At 35.9% G+C, this 21,171-nt stretch carries 17 protein-coding genes and 11 tRNA genes; 15 read left to right on the plus strand and 13 right to left on the minus strand.

All coding sequences use genetic code 11. From position 1 onward, the window contains the following. Positions 1–17: 17 nt before the first annotated feature. The 15 genes from pth to PSA_RS13850 all read left to right on the plus strand — a co-directional run bounded on the left by pth (position 18) and on the right by PSA_RS13850 (position 5,074). Complete coding sequence (gene pth, locus PSA_RS13780; protein WP_042148703.1) at positions 18–602, plus strand: aminoacyl-tRNA hydrolase; 585 nt, start codon at positions 18–20, stop codon at positions 600–602. Positions 603–641: 39 nt separating this feature from the next. Beyond that, complete coding sequence (ychF, locus tag PSA_RS13785; RefSeq protein ID WP_042148700.1) at positions 642–1,733, plus strand: redox-regulated ATPase YchF; 1,092 nt, start codon at positions 642–644, stop codon at positions 1,731–1,733. Between the two features lie 643 nt (positions 1,734–2,376). Then, positions 2,377–2,453: transfer RNA gene (locus PSA_RS13790), tRNA-Met, on the plus strand. A gap of 52 nt (positions 2,454–2,505) precedes the next feature. After that, positions 2,506–2,590: transfer RNA gene (locus PSA_RS13795), tRNA-Leu, on the plus strand. 22 nt (positions 2,591–2,612) lie between these two features. After that, positions 2,613–2,687, plus strand: a tRNA-Gln gene (locus PSA_RS13800). A 39-nt stretch (positions 2,688–2,726) separates the two neighbouring features. After that, a tRNA-Met gene (locus PSA_RS13805) sits at positions 2,727–2,803 on the plus strand. A 57-nt stretch (positions 2,804–2,860) separates the two neighbouring features. Further along, a tRNA-Leu gene (locus PSA_RS13810) sits at positions 2,861–2,945 on the plus strand. 42 nt (positions 2,946–2,987) lie between these two features. Then, positions 2,988–3,062, plus strand: a tRNA-Gln gene (locus tag PSA_RS13815). A gap of 38 nt (positions 3,063–3,100) precedes the next feature. Next, positions 3,101–3,185 (plus strand) — tRNA-Leu (locus PSA_RS13820). A gap of 43 nt (positions 3,186–3,228) precedes the next feature. After that, positions 3,229–3,303: transfer RNA gene (locus tag PSA_RS13825), tRNA-Gln, on the plus strand. Positions 3,304–3,340: 37 nt separating this feature from the next. Next, positions 3,341–3,425: transfer RNA gene (locus PSA_RS13830), tRNA-Leu, on the plus strand. A gap of 43 nt (positions 3,426–3,468) precedes the next feature. Continuing rightward, positions 3,469–3,543, plus strand: a tRNA-Gln gene (locus PSA_RS13835). A 143-nt stretch (positions 3,544–3,686) separates the two neighbouring features. Next, positions 3,687–3,771 (plus strand) — tRNA-Leu (locus PSA_RS13840). 159 nt (positions 3,772–3,930) lie between these two features. Next, the gene (locus PSA_RS25895; protein ID WP_042148654.1) at positions 3,931–4,479 is read left to right on the plus strand and encodes a GspH/FimT family pseudopilin; all 549 of its coding nucleotides are present in this window, start codon (positions 3,931–3,933) and stop codon (positions 4,477–4,479) included. Positions 4,480–4,543: 64 nt separating this feature from the next. Further along, positions 4,544–5,074, plus strand: a complete 531-nt coding sequence (locus PSA_RS13850; protein WP_042148651.1) for a GspH/FimT family pseudopilin — start codon at positions 4,544–4,546, stop codon at positions 5,072–5,074. A gap of 14 nt (positions 5,075–5,088) precedes the next feature. On the opposite strand, the gene PSA_RS13855 is transcribed toward PSA_RS13850, so the two are convergent. The 13 genes from PSA_RS13855 to ileS all read right to left on the minus strand — a co-directional run bounded on the left by PSA_RS13855 (position 5,089) and on the right by ileS (position 21,170). After that, positions 5,089–5,496: a type IV pilin protein gene (locus PSA_RS13855; RefSeq protein ID WP_042148647.1), complete on the minus strand. Its 408-nt coding sequence runs from the start codon at positions 5,494–5,496 to the stop codon at positions 5,089–5,091. 1 nt (position 5,497) lies between these two features. Next, the gene (locus PSA_RS13860; RefSeq protein ID WP_231665260.1) at positions 5,498–8,569 is read right to left on the minus strand and encodes a pilus assembly protein; all 3,072 of its coding nucleotides are present in this window, start codon (positions 8,567–8,569) and stop codon (positions 5,498–5,500) included. Positions 8,570–8,618: 49 nt separating this feature from the next. Next, positions 8,619–9,110: a hypothetical protein gene (locus PSA_RS13865; protein WP_042148644.1), complete on the minus strand. Its 492-nt coding sequence runs from the start codon at positions 9,108–9,110 to the stop codon at positions 8,619–8,621. Beyond that, entirely contained in the window at positions 9,098–10,090 is a 993-nt protein-coding gene (locus tag PSA_RS13870; RefSeq protein ID WP_042148680.1) for a PilW family protein, read from the minus strand. The genes PSA_RS13865 and PSA_RS13870 overlap by 13 nt, the downstream gene beginning before the upstream one ends. A gap of 2 nt (positions 10,091–10,092) precedes the next feature. Then, positions 10,093–10,638, minus strand: coding sequence for a type IV pilus modification protein PilV (gene pilV / locus PSA_RS13875; protein ID WP_042148641.1), 546 nt, complete (start codon positions 10,636–10,638; stop codon positions 10,093–10,095). Between the two features lie 298 nt (positions 10,639–10,936). Then, positions 10,937–13,999, minus strand: coding sequence for a pilus assembly protein (locus tag PSA_RS13880; RefSeq protein WP_042148636.1), 3,063 nt, complete (start codon positions 13,997–13,999; stop codon positions 10,937–10,939). A gap of 46 nt (positions 14,000–14,045) precedes the next feature. Next, positions 14,046–14,591 (minus strand): pilus assembly PilX N-terminal domain-containing protein, encoded by a 546-nt coding sequence (locus PSA_RS13885; RefSeq protein WP_052380114.1) that lies wholly within the window; start codon positions 14,589–14,591, stop codon positions 14,046–14,048. After that, positions 14,585–15,607: a PilW family protein gene (locus tag PSA_RS13890; RefSeq protein WP_231665261.1), complete on the minus strand. Its 1,023-nt coding sequence runs from the start codon at positions 15,605–15,607 to the stop codon at positions 14,585–14,587. Before PSA_RS13890 ends, PSA_RS13885 begins: the two co-directional genes overlap by 7 nt. After that, on the minus strand, positions 15,607–16,155 hold the full coding sequence (gene pilV, locus PSA_RS13895; protein WP_042148634.1) for a type IV pilus modification protein PilV: 549 nt from the start codon (positions 16,153–16,155) through the stop codon (positions 15,607–15,609). Before pilV (PSA_RS13895) ends, PSA_RS13890 begins: the two co-directional genes overlap by 1 nt. A gap of 210 nt (positions 16,156–16,365) precedes the next feature. After that, on the minus strand, positions 16,366–17,295 hold the full coding sequence (gene ispH, locus PSA_RS13900) for a 4-hydroxy-3-methylbut-2-enyl diphosphate reductase (protein ID WP_042148631.1): 930 nt from the start codon (positions 17,293–17,295) through the stop codon (positions 16,366–16,368). Next, entirely contained in the window at positions 17,292–17,747 is a 456-nt protein-coding gene (gene fkpB / locus PSA_RS13905) for an FKBP-type peptidyl-prolyl cis-trans isomerase (protein WP_042148628.1), read from the minus strand. The genes ispH and fkpB overlap by 4 nt, the downstream gene beginning before the upstream one ends. Further along, positions 17,747–18,262, minus strand: coding sequence for a signal peptidase II (gene lspA / locus PSA_RS13910; RefSeq protein ID WP_082305733.1), 516 nt, complete (start codon positions 18,260–18,262; stop codon positions 17,747–17,749). Before lspA ends, fkpB begins: the two co-directional genes overlap by 1 nt. An 82-nt stretch (positions 18,263–18,344) precedes the next feature. Further along, positions 18,345–21,170: an isoleucine--tRNA ligase gene (gene ileS, locus PSA_RS13915; RefSeq protein WP_042148625.1), complete on the minus strand. Its 2,826-nt coding sequence runs from the start codon at positions 21,168–21,170 to the stop codon at positions 18,345–18,347. Position 21,171: the final 1 nt, after the last annotated feature.

Raw genomic sequence — 21,171 nt, forward strand, 5'->3', positions numbered from 1 at the left:
ATTTAGGATAATTATCCTTGAATTCAATTCAAATGCTTGTGGGCCTGGCTAATCCAGGCCCCGAATACGCTAAAACACGTCACAATGCAGGTGCTTGGTTTATTGAGCAAATTGCACATCGCTATAACTGCACATTAAAGCATGATCCTAAATATCACGGCATAACTGGCAAAGTGATAATCCAAAACCAAGAATTTAAACTACTCATCCCGACTACTTTTATGAATTTAAGTGGGAAATCAGTTGGTAGTTTAGCAAATTTCTTTAAAATTCCCGTTGAAAATATTTTAGTTGCTCATGATGAGCTTGATTTAGATCCAGGTATCGCCAAATTAAAAAAAGGCGGTGGTCATGGTGGACATAATGGTCTAAAAGATATCATCAGCAAAATGGCGAATAAAAAAGACTTTATGCGACTACGCATTGGTATAGGTCACCCTGGTCATCGCGAACAAGTGACAGGTTGGGTTTTAGGTAAAGCACCTCAATCTGAACAAGAATTAATGGATGCTGCTATTGATGAAGCTGTACGTTGTTTAGAAATTTTAGCGAAAGATGGTGTGCTAAAAGCACAAAACAGATTACATTCATTCAAACCATAATAAAATTGGTTAGATTGTCAAAATAAAAGGTATCCTCAAATGGGTTTTAAATGTGGTATCGTCGGTTTGCCTAATGTTGGTAAATCAACACTCTTTAACGCGTTAACAAAAGCTGGCATCGAAGCTGCTAACTTTCCATTTTGTACGATTGAACCAAATACAGGTGTAGTACCTGTACCAGATTCTCGTCTTGATCAATTAGCTGAAATTGTTCAACCACAAAAAATCTTACCAACTACAATGGAATTTGTAGATATTGCAGGCCTAGTTAAAGGCGCATCTCAAGGTGAAGGTTTAGGTAATAAGTTTTTAGCTAATATCCGTGAAACCGATGCCATTGGCCATGTTGTTCGTTGTTTCCAAGATGACAATATTGTGCACGTTGCTGGTGATATAAAACCAGAAGACGATATTGATGTTATCAATACAGAGCTAGTACTTGCTGATATGGATAGCGCTGATCGTGCTATTTTCCGTATAGCTAAAAAAGCAAAAGGTGGCGATAAAGATGCTAAAGTTGAATCTGCTGTACTTGTAAAAGTTAAAGCACATTTAGATGAAGGTCTAATTTTACGTTCTCTTGAACTTACAAAAGAAGAGCGAGCTGCGATTGAATACATCAACTTCTTAACAATCAAACCAACAATGTATATTGCTAATGTAAGTGAAGATGGTTTTGAAAATAACCCATATCTCGATAAAGTTAAAGCGATTGCAGAGACTGAAGGTGCTGTAGTAGTAGCTGTATGTGCAGCGATTGAATCAGAACTTTCTGAGCTTGATGATGAAGATCGTATTGAGTTTATGGCTGATCTCGGTTTAGAAGAGCCAGGTTTAGATCGTGTGATCCGTGGTGGTTACGATTTATTAAATCTTCAAACTTACTTTACTGCAGGTGTTAAAGAAGTACGCGCTTGGACTATTTCAAAAGGTGATACTGCGCCACAGGCTGCTGGTAAAATTCATACTGACTTTGAAAAAGGCTTTATACGTGCTCAAACCATTGCTTTTGATGATTACATTGAATTCAAAGGTGAAAACAAAGCAAAAGAAGCAGGTAAAATGCGTCAAGAAGGTAAAGACTACATTGTTAAAGATGGTGATGTATTAAACTTCTTATTTAACGTTTAATTTTACAAACGTTTAAAAGCCCGCTTATGCGGGTTTTTTTATGCTTAAAATATTTATTGACTGCATATCAGTTTAAGCATAAAAGTTTAACTTTCATTTCGATTAACTTCACACCAGCTATCACTTCTTATAATCAATAAAATTAACAAACCACCTATTTAACCAAGATAAAATGACTCATACTCTATATTAAATATATCGTCTGCGTAATTATGAGCGGATGGGACTGGTCAAATTCCCTTATACAGATTTTTAGTTCTTTTTTACATTTATAACATTCTAGTAAGTACGCATTACTAAACATTAATTATTCATAAATGTGCTTTATTTATACCGCTAATTTACACCCAATGTCGAACCAGAAAGTAATAGTCATTTAAAATTCATATTTTTGTGTTCTTTTTTAGGTATTTTAAAGACTATACCTTTTAACAATCTTAAAAAACATAAAATAGAATAATATTACACACATTTAAATTTGTCTAAAAAGCCATAAATCATTCTATTATGTATTCTTTTTTAATCAGTTAGTTTAAATTTCCTGCAAACGATCCGATCATGGTACTTTTTTTAAAAAAAGGTGTTGACGCAATTGAGGGTTATCCGCATAATACGCCCCGCACCGCAGAGATGGTTAAGCAATGGCTACTTAGCTCAGCTGGTTAGAGCACATCACTCATAATGATGGGGTCACAGGTTCAAATCCCGTAGTAGCCACCATTACTAACTTTGCATGCATAAAACTAAAAGTTCCATTTATGAAACTGGTATCGCGGAAGTGGCGGAATTGGTAGACGCGCTGGATTTAGGTTCCAGTATCGCAAGATGTGAGAGTTCAAGTCTCTCTTTCCGCACCATTTAGTTTTAATAGATTATTGTTGGGATATCGCCAAGCGGTAAGGCACCGGGTTTTGATCTCGGCATTCCCAGGTTCAAATCCTGGTATCCCAGCCACTTTTTAATTAAAGTGAATGATAGTAAAAAATAAAATTTGGCTACTTAGCTCAGCTGGTTAGAGCACATCACTCATAATGATGGGGTCACAGGTTCAAATCCCGTAGTAGCCACCATTTTAAAGTTTAATAGAAACTTAAAATCTATTACTACCTCAATATATGATATTGAATGCGGAAGTGGCGGAATTGGTAGACGCGCTGGATTTAGGTTCCAGTATCGCAAGATGTGAGAGTTCAAGTCTCTCTTTCCGCACCATTCTTTGATTTGAATTAAAACAATCAAAAAAAAGTTATTTGTTGGGATATCGCCAAGCGGTAAGGCACCGGGTTTTGATCTCGGCATTCCCAGGTTCAAATCCTGGTATCCCAGCCATTCTTTCTACCAGTAAGAATGTAACGAAAAATAAGTATGCGGAAGTGGCGGAATTGGTAGACGCGCTGGATTTAGGTTCCAGTATCGCAAGATGTGAGAGTTCAAGTCTCTCTTTCCGCACCATTCTTTGATTAGAATTAAAACAATCAACAATAAAGTTATTTGTTGGGATATCGCCAAGCGGTAAGGCACCGGGTTTTGATCTCGGCATTCCCAGGTTCAAATCCTGGTATCCCAGCCATTCTTTCTTGCAGTAAGAATGTGACGAAAATAAGTATGCGGAAGTGGCGGAATTGGTAGACGCGCTGGATTTAGGTTCCAGTATCGCAAGATGTGAGAGTTCAAGTCTCTCTTTCCGCACCATTCTTTGATTAGAATTAAAACAATCAACAATAAAGTTATTTTTTGGGATATCGCCAAGCGGTAAGGCACCGGGTTTTGATCTCGGCATTCCCAGGTTCAAATCCTGGTATCCCAGCCAATTTCTTTTAAAATTGAAATAACGGAATAACGGAATAACGGAATAACGGAATAACGTGAATTGTTCTCAGAACCCTTTCCTAATTACAAATCAGATATCCCAGCCATTCTTTCTACCAGTAAGAATGTGACGAAAATAAGTATGCGGAAGTGGCGGAATTGGTAGACGCGCTGGATTTAGGTTCCAGTATCGCAAGATGTGAGAGTTCAAGTCTCTCTTTCCGCACCATTATTAAATAATTCAATTCACTTCAATAGTTAACCTTAAAAATCTATTTATATTCATCTCATATTTAAATTAATTTTTAATAACAATCAAATATATAGAATTAATCAACAAACCGTTATACTGACTTATATAAATAAAAGTAAGATTTAAGGTTTACCAATGCAGTCCAAAAAATCAGGCTTTACACTATTAGAATTAATGGTCACCATCGCAATAGTAGGAATACTAGCAGCAATAGCCTTACCCAGCATGTCCAGTCTATTAGAAGATGATCGAGCAGAAGGTTTCACTTTTGAGCTGAAACGAAATTTTATGTACGCCAGAGCACAGGCGACAGTAAATGATGAATCTGTTGTTGTTTGCCCTCTAGCTTCAGTTACTGCGACCTCAGCTTGTGTAAATACATGGAATAGTTTAAATATAGCAGTGTTTGTTGATATTAACGCTAATCTAACATTTGATCCTGCTAGCGATATCATGCTCAGAAGTATGGATATCATCACTGACAACAATGCTAATGATTTATTTGTTCACAGTGCTTTAAGTTCAGCTGTAAGTTTTGATGGCCAAGGTAGGATCCCGACTGGCCAGTTAGGCAATCTAACATTTTGCCCTAATGGTGATAACGATCAAAGTATTACCTTAAACTTAAGCGCTTCTGGACGAGTCAGAAATACAGGTCATGATAGTTCAATCACTTGTACATAATTCCTTTACATTTATGATTTATATTCTAAAGTAGTAATAACAGTAACAAACTTAGGCTTCAAGGATGAAGTTTATAAATCAACATTATTTAAAATACCATAACAATGGATGTTCACTTATTGAGTTAATGACTGCCTGTTGTATCGTAGGTATTTTATTAGCCATAACTAGTCCTTCATATTCAAAACTATTAGCAGAAAATGAAAGAGATAATTTTCTATCATTACTTAAAACTAATTTAGTATTCACGCGAATTATAGCCATTAAAAATACTACAAATGTTACTTTGTGCCCATTAATATCAGGTATCTGCACAAAAGAGTGGCATAAAGAGTTGTTTATTTTTGTAGATTTTAATTCAAATCAAGAATTAGATGGGGAAGATTACATATTAAAAGTTTTAGATGAAGTTAGTGACAACCACTCGCTGAATTATCCACGAGTTGCAGTAACTTATAGAGCAGATGGCAGTCTTGATGGATTTCAATCAGGCAGTATTATTTACTGCCTTCCTGAAAGTCTTAATTTAGAAGGTAAACGTATTACAGTAAGCCAAGCTGGACGCATTAGGGTACGCAATACTGATAATTGCTAAATATATTTCAGCCTCTAACGACCCCAACATTCTTTTGATGTGCCAGAACCTGTAGATGTTTTTGTAGAAAGCTCATTAATCACTAAAGTGGTACAATCAGAATCAGTTAACGGCACACCGCTGGCAGGTGTGGCTGTTATTGCAAACTCTCTAGAATTAGCCTCAGCTACTATTGTTAATGTATATAACCCAGTTTCAGTAGTGGTATTTAAACCTAGATTAGCTAAAACAGCTGTATAATCATGATTATCTACAAAAAACTGTTCTTGTCTATTAGCAGCATCAACTAAAGCAGTTATTGCTTCAGCCCTAGCTGATTTTTTAACGTGTTCTGTATAGTTAGGATATGCAACTGCTGCTAATATGCCTACAATCGCAACCGTGATCATAACTTCAATTAATGTAAACCCATTTTTTTTCATTCTAATTTCCTGATGATTTTTCCTGGCGATAAATATACGATCTTACTGTCTGTAATCCTAATATATTTGTCTCTATTAAATCAATTGTGCCATCTTTATCAACATCTGTTGGCACTATATTTTCTAAAATTGATTTAGCTTTTACTACGCCAGTACCGTCTTCACCTTTACCCACACCTATTAATAAGAACTGACTTTCATCATCATCATTTTTATCAAAAAATAATTGTGGAGTATCTGGTACATTATCACCAACATCAAATTTCAAACTATCATATACTTTAGTTCCGTAATGTAAATGAAAGGCATAAAGAGAGCCAGCTCCCCCGCTTAATGAACATTGATTATCATTAGACTCATCTGCAGCAGTAAAGGTCGAAAAGTATGCAACACCACCTACAACGCTTGGCTTTGATAAAGACTTTTCACCTGTGGTCAAACTATATTTCCATCCTTTAAAAGTAGAATAACTCAACTCCACGTCCCTAAATGTATCTTCATCACTTAAAGCATTCCCAAAAGGGTCACTATTAATACTCAATAAATCATCTATTTTTATTGAAGTGGGAACTTCATCATTAAATGATTTTGTTATGGTACTTTCATCTCTTATCATAAAGAGATAGTCGTTAATTACCTTATAGCTTGGATGTACCCGATTGCCACTACCAATTAAAATTGCTTCATAGGGTGTTTCTTTTCTTACTAAATATGTTTTAGTTTCGCCATTTTCTTCAATTGTTGTTTCACTCACTTTACTAAAGTAAGTTCTAGCAACTTCCGGCTGATAGAAAAACTTACGGTTTTCAGAGGCTGTCGTAGATCCTAGTTCTGCAATTTTGAAAACGGTCCAAGGTGTATCTGTACTTAACGGATCTGTACCTGGCATATCAACTCGCCATACATCTCCTCCGGTATCTCCAGCGTATAACCTGTCAATATAACCATCGTAATCTGAGTCTATCACAGCTATGTCACTTGGAATACTATGCGTACCTGGAAAGTTAGTATCACCTCCAGCGACCAAGCTCCAAACTGATTTTTTTGTTTCTGCATCGATGACATAAATACCAGCCCCTACTGAATCAGCACTTTTGGCATCATTGTCTTTATTAATATCATAACCGGCACCAAAAATAAGAAGAGGTCTATTAGTAAAGCCATCAACGTCAATAAAACCTATGTATGGTTTAGACCATGTCTGTCCCATTTTTTCAAAACCACTATCTTTATTTTTTAATGTCCATAACAATTTAGGGCTATCTGGAGAAGTAATGTCTAAAGCGTAATAAGAGTAACCGCCACGTCTCATGCCAAAGAATGCCCAAACTTTATCACCTGTTTCTACAATACCATTATCATTTACATCGTCAAAATAAACGGCAGCAGGAGCATCCATCCCATAAATTTTTGTATCACCTTTGTTCTGCCTTAAATCATCTAAATTAGGGTACAATTCATAAGGGATAAACGCCCAACTTTCAGTAATAGCATCCCCAGAATCCTTAAACATATGAATAAAACCAGCATTTGTACCTACTAATACACGAACAGACCCATCACCGTAATCTAATGCTATCGGTTTAGAATGAAGTGGATCCCCCATAATATCAACTCGCTTATCAGTTGTTGAACCATCACTATTTTCATCATCCACATCATTACCAATAGTCCAACTAAATAAGTTGCTTAATTCATTCTCACTGACTCCCATTAAGGAAGCTAGATTTTCAGCTGAACCAGCTACAGTTTCAGCATTATCTTTGGTAAATGCAGGCAATGGACTACCAGTACCTACATCTGTATATACATTACGAGAAGATATTCCAGATAAAGCTAAATTTGCACCACCTTGTTGAACATCATTACCATCATCAGCAGCAGAATCAGGTAACCAATAGGTTCTTGCCGTTTCTTTAATATTTCCATTATCCGCAATAGCAGGCTGAGGTGTACTTCGTGAATCTACAATCGTTTCACCTAGCACTTTTAGTTTTTTTAAGTTACCTTTCCAACGTGCACCTTTATCTGGATAAAACATAGCATAATAAACTGAATCTCGACTTTGTGTTCTATCAAAGTTATTACTTGCTACGGAAGGTGCTGAAAAGGTACTGTTTACTTCTCTTATTTTGTTAATTGTTCGTTCGAATGCAGAAACTAATTCAGAAGCTGTATTGGCATGTAAATTTTCTCCGCCGCCTAAATCTGCAGTTTCTTCTAATAGCGCCTTACCCGCATTGCTCATACCAGTACCAAAACCAATTGTAAATGTACGACCTATATCAATGGTATCAGGAGTTGATGGATACAAGTCAGTGGTATACATATATTTAGCCATAGCATGTAAGTAATTATCACTCCCTCCCGCGGTTTTTATACGGTACGGTACTTCACCATCAGGAAATAAGTTCTTTATATCACTATTTCTTGCTGTATCCCGTGTTGGATCTCCATCACTCATTAAAATAATATTAATTGAATTGTCACAACGTAAAACCGTTTTTCCATCTACAACTTCAGGTACAAATGCCGATGTATAGGTATCGCCATCATCTATACTTTTATCCCTATCTTCAACTCCATCACCATATTTCATGCTTTTACCAGATAAGTAACGATAGGATTCCCATAAAGTTTCGGAGAGCGGAGTAGAGCCATCAGCCCTTAGATTGGTAATATCAGTGAGTAAATTAGCTTGGGACGTCCCCATACCTGACAGTACGTAACCACCACTACTTCCTTTAAAACGCATTAAACCAAATTCAATATCAGGATTAGATGATACTAACCCTGATATTGCAGATTGCGCCACTCCAATTCTACTGTCAGAGCAAGGTATATAATCTCCATCATAAGGGCCACTTGAGTATCTACCGCAATCATCACCGTCAACAACCGACCAAGCCATGCTACCTGATGTATCAAATATAATTAAAACTCTCGGTTTTTCAGTTACCTCAATATCGTAATTGACATATAATTCGATATCTTCTGACTTTACATCAATACTTACTAACAGTATTAAAGCAATTACGGATATATAACTGTTTATAAAATTAAATTTACTCACGTGAAATTCCTCAATAATACTACTTAATAAATTAATAACTTTTATTTACTTATTGGGATTGCCCTACTATGCCTAATTCTTGAGCGATACCACTTAGCAATGCTACCGAGTGTTTATTGTCTTTACCGTATTTATAATTTGATTCAACCCTTAACGTATTACATTTAATGCCATTGGTTACCGCTATTCTTGGAGGACAGTTAAGTAATGTTGGACCATTATTATTATTAAATAATGTCACTGTAGATTTTGAACCTGCTGCTGTTACATCAATACCTATGGTATTATCTGCAGGAAATTGACCCGTAAGGTACAACAAACGACTATTTCCACTTGCAATGATCTCCTGGTTTATAGCCCGCTCTGAATCCCCCCTAACCCAGTATTGTGCCACTTCATTTTCTTGTGCTGCACTGGTCATTTTAATATCTATTCCTGACGAACTCATGAGTGTAACCGCTATACTTGTAACTGCGATTATCATTACGAGAGATGTAATTAATACAACACCTTTTTGATTATAAAAATTTACATTCGCCATCCTTGCTCTCCTCCATTTAATAAATGAATTGTAGATACAAATAGCGCCCTTCTATACTTATCGTTAAAGTTCAATTTCCTTTGATTAGCTTCTGTATCGCCACCTAATACATATGTTTTTGAACTAGCAGTAGAGTTTGCATCTTCTTCAAATGCACGTATTAATAAAAATATCTGAACATTTAAAATATTTACTGTTGTCTGTTCCCAATCAGTATCAGACATTTGTACAGCAGTTTTATATGTATCAACTCTATTATCCCCATCAATATCTAAGCCATATAAAAACCTTAAATTTTCGACACCCTCCATAATAGATTCTGTTGTAAAGCCATTTGCAGTAAGTCTTTTCCTCATTAATACTGGAACCGTAATTGATTTACTACCCAATGAATATGTTTGCTCAGAAATATAATATGCGTTATGTGTATAACCCCATAAACTCGCATTAGGTGATAAGGGATCTATATTTGCACTTGTACCAGCCGATAAGCTACCTTGATTATATTCAGACATAAAATAAAATTGGTTTGATAAACTATCAGCAACCGAAATACTTTGGCCATCTAAGTGCTTTATTTGTATTACGTCACTATTTTTTATTGCACTTGAAATACAATTAATTGCAGAACTTGTCGTAGTTGTTACCCCATACAAATATCTAAAATTTGTCGTGGGATCATTTGGAAAACTACCATTATTAGAGCCTTCAAAACAATCACCAACAGGTGCTGCAGGTGCAGTTACATTGGCAGCGTCTAAGGTAGAGCCATAATATGTCCCCCAAAACCCTGTAAGCTCGATATCTTTTCTCAAAATATCCATTGCTAAACGACCTGACTCTTGTAGCTCTCCTATTTCTAAAGTATCGCTTGTTGTAACCTTCATACTTATATAAGTAAACATGACTCCACTTAATACAAACGCACTAACAACAAGCGCTATCATCATTTCTATTAATGTAAAACCAAATTGCTTCATATTCATGCCCGAATAAAAATAAAACTATTCACAACAACTACTCTTCTATTTTCTGTAGAAGAGCCGCACTCAATTGCTGTATTTTCTATATTTTGAGCTATGTCTTGCCGTCCTCCCCAGCTAATCACTACTTCAACATCAACACCACTGACACCAGCACTCAAAACTGGATTAATACAAACACTTGCATTAGCCATCGCACCTGTTAACTCTTTAGCTTTAATCGCTTTTTTCCATTGAATAATATCGTATGCAGCAACTTGAGCTGAGGTACAAAATGAATCCACACAAGACTGAACAGTTGTTATTTCATCAGTACTTGTAAAGTCGACATCATACAAAGCGACTAAAGCTGCAGTATCATTAACTCTTATTCGTTGAATAATATCTTGAGCTAGTGCAAGTGCAGCCGTTCTTTGAAGTGAATCATAGCTAGCTTGTTTCGCCTTTGCTTGAAGCGCAACAGCACCTAACAAACCAATCGTCAGTACAAAAAAGGCAATAAGCGTCTCTAGAAGCGTAAAACCTCTATTTTTAGAATTGTTCATTACAACACCTTTTTTCAACTATGATGACCTTTTAAAACCATTAAATTTGATATGAAAAATGAACAAAAATGAGCTTGCATTAATCAACCTTCATGCTTATCCACAACTCCATTTTTAGAGTATAGACACACGGATTAGAAAAAATACAATTTGAGAAGTGAATAAATAATAAACGATAAAAAAGTATGAGGTTTTAATTACAATTTGAGCTTAGAAGTATTTTTTATGTGTTTAAATTATAGATATGATATTGAGAGCTACTAGATTAATTTTAAATGAAATCTAGTAGCAGTCAAATTTAATTCTTCGAAGATTCCTCTAGTCGATAGATATAAGATCTGACAGTATCCAACTTAAGAAACTCTGTAGAAATAAGGTCTATACCTTCCTTGCCATCGACATTCATTGCAACTTCATTTTCTAACACAGGGTATAAATCAGGAATAATCCCTTTGTCACAACCAGGACATAATAATGAAATTTTAACTTTATCATTTTCTACAGATAAATAAATAGGTGGCGTATCAGGAATGGTATCGCTAATTTTAAAGTTTTTTAAATTTGCTGTGATGGTGCCGTATAATAAATGGAAAGCGTATAAACCACCATTTCCTTCAGTAACAGAACATTGATTATCCTCATTACTATCAGGTGAAAAAGTAGAAAAATAAGCAACACCTCCTGCTACGATAGGCTTAGACAATGCTTTTTCAGCACCATTTAATTTATAATACCACCCCTTAAAATCTGACGACATTTCTAACTCTAACTCTCTAAATGCGGTCTCATTTGAAAGTTTAGAAGCAAAAGGATCTAATGTTATATCTAATAACTTTCCATCCGTATTTAAAATAGGATCTGGTACTTTAGAAGATGTAAAATATTGTGTTAGTGTATTTTCATCTCTAATCATATACAACTTATCAGCTGTTGTAGTATCTGAGACAGGATTTACCCTATCCCCACTACCTATTAATATTGCTTCAAAAGGAGTCTGTTTTCGTGATATGAATACATCTTCCCCTATTGTTGTTTTAGTTACTTTACTAAAATATGTGCTTGCAACTTCAGGAGCATAAAAAAACTTTTGCTTTTCTGAAGAGAAATTAGCTAATGCATGAGCTGCCCAAGGTGTTGTACTACTAAATGGGTCTGAACCGGATAAATCTACTCGCCATACTTTACCTCCTGTGTCACCAAAGTATAGTCTGTCAGCCAAACCATTATAATCCGAGTCTAATACTGCAATCTCGCTTGGTACGCTATCTAAACCTTTTGTACTCGTCGTAGCATTACTCATAAACTCAGTATTAATAGCGCTTTTAACATTGGGTGTTAAGCTCCATAATAATATACCTGTATCTGCATCAACGATGTAAACCCCTCTGCCTTTTGAATCTGTGCCATTTTTAGTTGAATCCTTATCTTTAATAGGATCATATCCAGCGCCAAAAATTAAAACCGGCTTTTCTTTATCATGCCCTTTAATGTCAACATAAGTAATATATGGTTTTGACCATGTTTGAGCTAATTCTGAAAAATCTTTATTTCCTGGTGATTCAGTTGGAGAAATTGTCCATTTATATTTAGGAGAATCTGGGTTAGTGATATCTAATGCATAATAAGATGAACCTCCACGGCGCATACCAAAATATGCCCAAACCTTATCATCACCATCAACTTTACCATTAGCATTAATATCTTTAAAATAAACGGATACTGGGGCATCCATACCATAAACTTTTCCCACTTGCTTATCTTTTAATTTTATTAAGTTAGGAAAAAGTTCAGAAGGAATAAACGCCCAATTTTCTTCAACACTTGCTCCGTTATCTTGGAACATATGAACAAAACCAGCATTAGTACCGATCACAATACGAATATCATCAACACCTGAGCTTTTTTCTCCATAGTTAATTGCTACTGGTTTTGAGTGAAGTGGATCACCCATAATATCTAACCTTTTATTACCATTAGTATTTTCATTATCAACATCATCACCTATGGCCCAAGAAAGTAAATTATCTAAATTTCCTGATGTTGTCCCTAAAAAATTCGCCAACTCAGTGTCATTATCTATATTATCTAAATTCAATAATGATGATTTATTAAATTCACGCATAGATTTACCGTTCAGTAAATCAGTATAAATTTTGCGTGATGTTTGATTTGATAATTGTAAGTTAGCGCCACCTTGTTTTACATCTGCACCATCAGCAGCATTGCTTCCTAACCAAAAACTTTTTGCCGAATCTAGAATTTTTCCTCCACTAACGGCAATTTTTCCATCTCCACCTTTTATAGTATCGCCATCAACTTCGAACTTTTTTAAGTTTCCTGCCCAACGTGTATTCGTACTAGGATAAAACATCGCGTAATAAACATAATTACCACTTTTAACTTTACTGGCATTATTTGTTACAGAAGGAGCGGTAAAACTGGTATTAGAAGCCCTTATATCTCTAAAAATTTGATTCAATGAATTTGTTAAATCATCAGCTGTTTCTGCTACAGTAGAAATCCCCCCACCCAGTGTTGCTGTATTTTTTAATAACGTTTTCCCATCAGGTGACATACCTGTACCAAAGCCAATTGTATGCACTGTGGCCGTATCCTTAACAGTTGTACTAGGCCATAAATCAGTTTGTTCATCATGCATATATTTCGCAAGTTCATCTAAGTGATCTCCACTGCCGCCGCCAGCTAAATTACTAATTGAAGTATTTCTACTTGAATCAGAAGATGTGCTTGGATCTCCATCTGTCATCATGATGATATGCACATTGTTATCACAGCGTAAAATATCTTTACCCGAAGTATCTTTTTTCGGTATAAAAGGAGATGTATATGTTTTCCAATACTGCTCGATACTAATATCCCTATCATTTACATCCTGTGCAAAGTCCACACCTTTCCCTGACAGATATCGATATGCTTCCCACATAGTTTCAGTTAAAGGAGTTCCTCCACTCGCCCAGATTTTATTATCAATTGCTGAAACCAAATCAGAGTGATTGGCTCCTAGACCTTCTAAAACATAACCTCCGTGTGTTCCATTAAATCTCATCAATCCAAAATCTATATTTTTATTATCATCATGGGTGATTAATGATTTGATTGATGATTTTGCAGTTTTCATTCTGCTATCCCAGCATTCACCTTGACACCTACGTCCATCAGCAAGTGACCAAGCCATACTTCCAGAAGAATCAAAAATAATTAATGCCCTCGGCTTTTCAGATAGATCGGTCACATTTTGATTTACATAAATTTCAATATCTTCCCCAATTGCAATTCCTGATATTGTTAATGATAATGCTAAAAACAAAGGAGTGATTTTTACTGTTAATTTCTTTAACACCTGTATTCCTTAATGATTTATTGTAGGTGAAATATTTAAATTATTTTTATAACGATTCAGTAGAGGGCCCAAGCGCCTGAACCATGCCATTGTGAATTTCTATATCATGTTTACCTATGTTATTAGAATCTAATTTTCCATAATGAATTGATGTTTGCATTCTAAGGTAGTTACATTTTAAAGAAGGTGTCACGGCTAAACGTGGTAAACAAGCTAACGGGCCTGGCCCATTATTTTCATTAAATAACAATACTTTTGAATCTGCTTGTCCATGAGCATTCGTATTACCACTAATATTACTTATATCAAAATATTGATTTTTTTTATTGTTGGGATCTTTAGCTTCAAATCTACCTTTTAAATAATAAAAATGATTTTCTAGTACTTTTTTCTTTTCAACACTGATAGCACGAAAAGAATCTCCTTTAACAATATTTATCGCTTTTTCTTTCTCTTGTATCGCACTTACAACTTTTAAATCAATGCTGCTAGAACTCATTAAAGAGACTGCAATACCAGTTACAGCAAAGACCATAATCAAAACTGTGACCAAAACGACACCAGAATTTTTACTTCTCTTTAAATTTACCATAACTCAGATCCCCCATTAGCTAATCTTACGGTAGAAACAAATACGCTTCTTTTAAATTGATCATTAGTATTTATCGTTTTTGCAGTTGCATTGTTTACACCACCTAAAATATAAGTACGTCTGATAGCTGGGGTTGAAAAATCTTCTCTCAATGACCTTACTAATAGAAAAATCTGAACTGACATTATTTTAGAGTTTGATTGTTCCCAGTCGCCGGCCCCCATTTGTTCAACAGTTCTATAAGTATCAACTTTATCGGTTCCATCAGTATCTAAACCATAAATAAATCGCATATTTTCGACTCCTTCCATGATAACTTCATCAACAAACTCTCCGCCTTTGGTGGCAACTAGACGCCTTCTCATTAATGTAGGAATATCAGTAGAATAACCATTTACAATTTGTCCTGTTTGAGAACTTATATAATAAACATGGTGATTATATTGCCATACAGAACTATTTAAATTATCCAATACAAAAACTTTATTATCACCTGCTCTCAACTGAGCCGATGTTTTTTGTGTAACTAAATAGTACCGAGCAATATTCGTTTTTTCACCATCAATATTGACCCCTGCAAGCCCTTTAAGTTGAATAATATCAGTTTCAGGCACAGCTGTTGATATACAAGCCATTGCATTTTTAGTTTTAGTTTCAACACCATAAATAAACCTAAAGTTATCAGCTGAATCAATAGGAAAACTGGCATTGTTAGCCCCATCAGAACAATCATTAGATATTGAAGCTGGTATTGAAACATTATCAAAATCAAGAGTATTACCGTAATAAGTGCCCCAAAAACCTGCCCTCTCTATATCTTTACTCAGTATATCCATAGCTAACCGACCAGACTCTTGTAGTTCACCTATCTCTAAAGTGCTTTTTGTGGTTGTTTTCATGCTTATATATGTAAAGGAAACTCCGCCTAGTATAAATACACCTATAACCAAAGAAATCATCATCTCAATTAGTGTAATACCTTGCTGCTTGATTTTATAATTGCCTTTAAAATTCACTATGCATTCCTCATAAGAATGAAGCGCTCTAAAGAAACTAACTTTCGCTGACCGCTGACGTCACCACAACTAACTTTTGAGTTTTCAGTTCCCTGAACAAGCTTTTGCCTTCCTAACCAAGTAATATTCACTGTTAAGGTTATATTTGCACCAATTATAGTTGATTCTATACACACAGTTGCACCAGATAAAGTCCCGGTTCCGTCTTGTGCTTTTATAGCTCTTCGCCATTGTTCAAGATCAAATTGAGCTAATTGCACTGTAGTGCAAGCAGCATTAAAACAAGCGTTTGCTAACGCTGTATTTTCCTTATCAGTTGAAGAAAAAGAGGTTGAGTAAACGGCTAAGGCGGCACCAGTATCATTAGATCCAATGCGTTCAAGAATGTCATTACCTAAACTTAAAGCAGCAGCACGTTGCAGAGAATCATAACTTGCTTTTTTTGCTTGTGCTTGCAGTGCTACAGCGCCTAATAAGCCCACTGTGAGTACAACAAATGCAATTAAAGTTTCTAATAAAGTGAAACCTTTATTTTTAGATTGCGTCATTAATAGACCTTATTATTTTTATTATTCAGTACTTTAGTATTAAATTTTTGTCTAAATTGAAAAGTATTGAGCTAATTGAGTGTTTTTTAACATATATTGTCTCTAGGGACAAGTTGTTATCAAAGTTTGTATCATGTTAATAAATATGAAATAGAGTTTTTACTTAAAAAGATAAGAGCTCAGAACGAGCTCTTATTTATATTGATGGATTTATCTTAATTCAATTGGTACTGCAAATATTGTATTTTCGATAACGCCAGGGTTTTGTATCACTTCATCACCACCCCATTGTTTTAATTGGGTAATGACTTGCTGAACTAAAATGTCAGGTGCAGATGCACCAGCAGTTACACCAACAGTGTTAGCTTTTTCAAGCCAACTTTGCTCCATAGAATCAGCATCATCAATCAAATAAGCTGGCGTGCCTAGTTTATCTGATACTTCTCTTAATCGATTAGAGTTTGAACTATTTTTTGCACCGACAACTAATAATACATCAACCTTTGCAGCTAAATCTCTAACTGCATCTTGACGATTTTGTGTTGCATAACAAATATCATCCTTTCGAGGACCGTCAATATTCGGAAACTTGGCTCTTAGTGTATTAATCACATCAGCTGTATCATCAACCGATAAAGTCGTTTGACTGCAATACATTAAGTTATCCGGATTTTTAACCTCTAAAGTGGCGACGTCATCAACTGTTTGCACCAAATAAATGCCGCCATCAGCATTATCGTATTGACCCATAGTGCCTTCAACTTCAATATGACCTTGATGACCTATTAAAATACATTCAATGCCTTTACGGCTAGCACGTGTTACTTCCATATGCACTTTAGTCACTAGCGGACATGTCGCATCAAATATTTTAAGCTCACGTCGTTTTGCTTCTTTGCGTACAGCTTGAGATACGCCATGGGCGCTAAAAATAACAATGCTGTCGTCAGGTATTTGATCTAGCTCTTCAACAAAAATTGCCCCACGCTCTTTAAGGCCGTTTACAACAAATTTATTGTGAACTACTTCATGTCTGACATAAATAGGGGCTTTAAAAATATCTAAAGCACGTTCAACTATGCTGATCGCACGATCTACACCAGCACAAAATCCTCGAGGATTTGCTAGCATGATTTTCATGAGGTTGTTGCCTCTGAATTTTTAACTTCAATAATTTCAACGTCAAACGTTAATTTTTGACCACTTAATGGGTGATTAAAATCAACAGTAACTGATTCTCCTGCTACTTCACGGATAATTCCCGGAAGCTCTGACCCATCAGGTTGAGTAAACGCGATAATGGCACCCACTTCGGCTGGGGTATCTGCACCAAATTTAGTGCGATCTAGGTGATAAATATTATCAGGATTTGGTATACCAAAAGCATCTTCTGGCTCTAGTTCAAATGACTTATCATCACCCGCTTTAAGGCCTAATAAACATTTTTCAAAGTTTGCAGTTAAGCTACCATCACCCATTACTAACTTTGCAGGCTTATTATGAACTTTGCTTGAATCAGCAGCAGAGCCATCTGATAATTTAATTGAAAAGTGAAAAACGACTTCAGAGTTATCATTAATTAAAACTGACATTATTGCGTACCTTCTTTCTTCTGTTCTTTAGCTGATTTAACTTTCTCTTCCAAAAATGCATCGATTAACAATAGACCTGCACCCACACATATTGCACTATCGGCAATATTAAATACGGGAAAATTCCATGTTTTATAAAATACATGAAGGAAGTCGACAACATAACCATAAGCTAGTCTGTCGAATAAGTTTCCTAACGCACCTGCTAGTACTAAAGCATAAGCTGAACCGAGTAACTTATTGCTCGCTGGTAATTTTTTTAACCACCATATTAATAGCCCACTTATCGTTATGGCTATGATACTAAAAAACCAACGCTGCCAGCCACCGGCATCAGTTAAAAAACTAAATGCTGCGCCGTAGTTATGTACATAAGTAATTTTAAAAACAGGTATAAGCTCTATAGACTCATATAGCTTCATTTGTGTACTAATCATAATTTTAGTCACTTGATCTGCTATTAGCATCACTAAAGTTAACCATAACCAAACTAATCCGGATTTTGCTTTAAACAAAATATACTCCTGTATTATTTATATATAATAAAGGGCGAATAAATCCGCCCTTTGATCTTGTTATATTATTTTAATAGTAAGCTTATGCAAATTTACGAACTTCGCCTTCACCATCAATATTGGTAACACAACGTCCACAAATATCACTATGTCCTTCAATCGAACCGACATCATCAGTGTAATGCCAACAGCGCTCACATTTCGTTGCATCAGTTGACTCTACTTGAATAAATAAGTTTTCAACTTCAGTTTCAACCGCACCTTCTGGCTTTGAAGATACCACTTCAACATTCACTTTAGATACTAATAATACAAATCTTAGTTCTTCGCCTAATGCTGTTAGTTTATCAGCCAGTGATTGATCCGCTGAGATTGTAACATTAGCTTGTAGAGTTGCACCTATCACTTCTTCTTTACGCGCTGATTCTAATACACGATTTACTTGATCGCGTACTGTTAAGATCGTTTGCCAACGATCGTTCAATTTATCAGAATCAGATTTAACTAAACCTTCGTACCATTGACCTGTGAATACAAATTCTTCACGCTCACCTGGTAATGTCTGCCAAATTTCTTGGGCTGTAAAGCTCATAATAGGCGCCATCCAACGTGTCATCGCTTCAGCAATGTGGAATAACACAGTTTGACAAGAACGACGGGCAACACCTTCAGTTTTTGCTGTATATTGACGATCTTTAATGACGTCTAAGTAGAAAGCACCTAACTCAAGGGTACAGAAGTTCATAAGTTTTTGTGTAACAAGTAGCATTTGGTACTCGTCATACGCATTTACAATTTCTTCTTGTAGTACAGCAGCTCTGTCTAAGATCCACTTATCTAAATCAACTAAATCATCATATGCAACCATATCAGTCTTAGGATCAAAACCCGCTAAGTTAGATAATAAGTAGCGACTTGTATTACGAATACGGCGGTATCTATCTGCTGCACGGTTAAAGATTTCATCTGATACTGTCATTTCAGCAGTATAATCTGTTGATGCAACCCATAAACGCAAGATATCAGCACCAAGTTTGTTCATGATATCTTGTGGAGAAATCACATTGCCTAAAGACTTAGACATTTTGTGACCTTTTTCATCAACCGTAAAACCATGCGTTAATACTTGACGGTAAGGTGCATGACCATTGATTGCAACAGATGTCATCATTGAAGACATAAACCAACCACGATGTTGATCTGACCCTTCAAGATATAAATCAGCTGGACCAGTTAGCTCCTCACGTGCATCTACAACACATGCATGAGATACACCAGAATCAAACCATACATCTAACGTATCAAGGATCTTAACATAACGCTCGCTATCAGCTTCGTTTAATAACTCGTTTACTTCTAAGTCATACCAAGCTTGAATGCCTTTTTCTTCAACACGTTTTGCAACTTGTTCAATTAAGGTTTTTGAGTCTGGGTGAAGTGCGCCAGTATCTTTATCTACGAACAATGCAATTGGTACACCCCAAGTACGTTGGCGAGAAATACACCAATCAGGACGACCTGTTACCATATTTGAGATACGGTTTTCACCCCAAGCTGGGATCCATTGTGTTTTTTCAATTTCAGATAATGTATCGCCACGTAAATTAGCTTGATCCATGCTTACAAACCATTGTGGTGTCGCGCGGAAAATAATTGGCGTTTTATGTCTCCAACAATGTGGATAGCTATGCTCTAACGCTTGGTGATGCATTAAAGTATTTTTTTCTTTTAATACTTCAATCACACTCGCATTTGCTTTAAATACATGCTGACCAGCAAATAAAGGTGTATCCGGTAAATAAACACCATTAGCCCCTACAGGATTCGCAATTTCAAGGCCGTATTCTTTACCAACGATGAAATCTTCTTGACCATGGCCTGGCGCAGTATGAACAGCACCTGTACCTGAGTCAGTTGTTACATGCTCACCTAATACAACTGGTACTGAGAAATCATAAAACGGGTGTTGTAATTGTAAATGCTCAAGCTCGCTACCTTTACAGTAACCTAATGCATGGTACTTATCGAAACCAAAACGGTCCATTGCATCTTTAACAAGTTCAGAACCTAAAACAAAGCGACGTTTGCCTTCTTCAGTTTCAACTTGAACTAAGCTATATTCAACATTTTCATGTAAAGCAACACCACGGTTAGCAGGTAGTGTCCAAGGTGTTGTTGTCCAAATAACAACATCAACTTGACCTTCGCCTTTATGACCTTCAGGTAAATTAAATTTACTTTCAAGTGCCGATTCATCTAAAAACTTAAAGCTTACATCAATTGCTGGTGATTGCTTATCTTGATATTCAACTTCAGCTTCAGCTAATGCAGAACCACAATCTGTACACCAATGAACAGGTTTTGAACCTTTATGTAAGTGACCTTTATCAATAATGCGCCCTAAAACACGGATTGCATTTGCTTCAAAATCAAAGTTCATTGTTAGATATGGATTACTCCAATCACCAAAAACACCTAAACGGATAAAATCTGTTTTTTGGCCTTCAACTTGCTTTTTAGCGTATTCACGACATTTTTCACGGAATTGTGCTGCCGTTACTTTTTTGCCTGGCTTGCCTACTTTTTTCTCTACTTGAAGCTCAATTGGTAAACCATGACAATCCCAACCAGGAATGTAAGGTGCATCAAAGTCAGATAAAGTCTTTGCTTTAATAATAATATCTTTAAGGATTTTATTTACTGAATGACCTAAGTGAATATTACCGTTTGCATATGGAGGTCCATCATGCAAAATAAAAGGTTTTTTACCTTTTTTAGCAGCACGGATCTTGCCGTAAAGATCTTTTTCGTTCCAATCTTTTAGCATTTTCGGCTCACGATTAGCCAAGTTACCACGCATTGGGAATGCAGTTTGTGGTAGATTCAGAGTATGCTTGTAGTCGCTCATT

The sequence above is a fragment of the Pseudoalteromonas sp. '520P1 No. 423' genome (assembly GCF_001269985.1).
GTDB lineage: Bacteria > Pseudomonadota > Gammaproteobacteria > Enterobacterales > Alteromonadaceae > Pseudoalteromonas.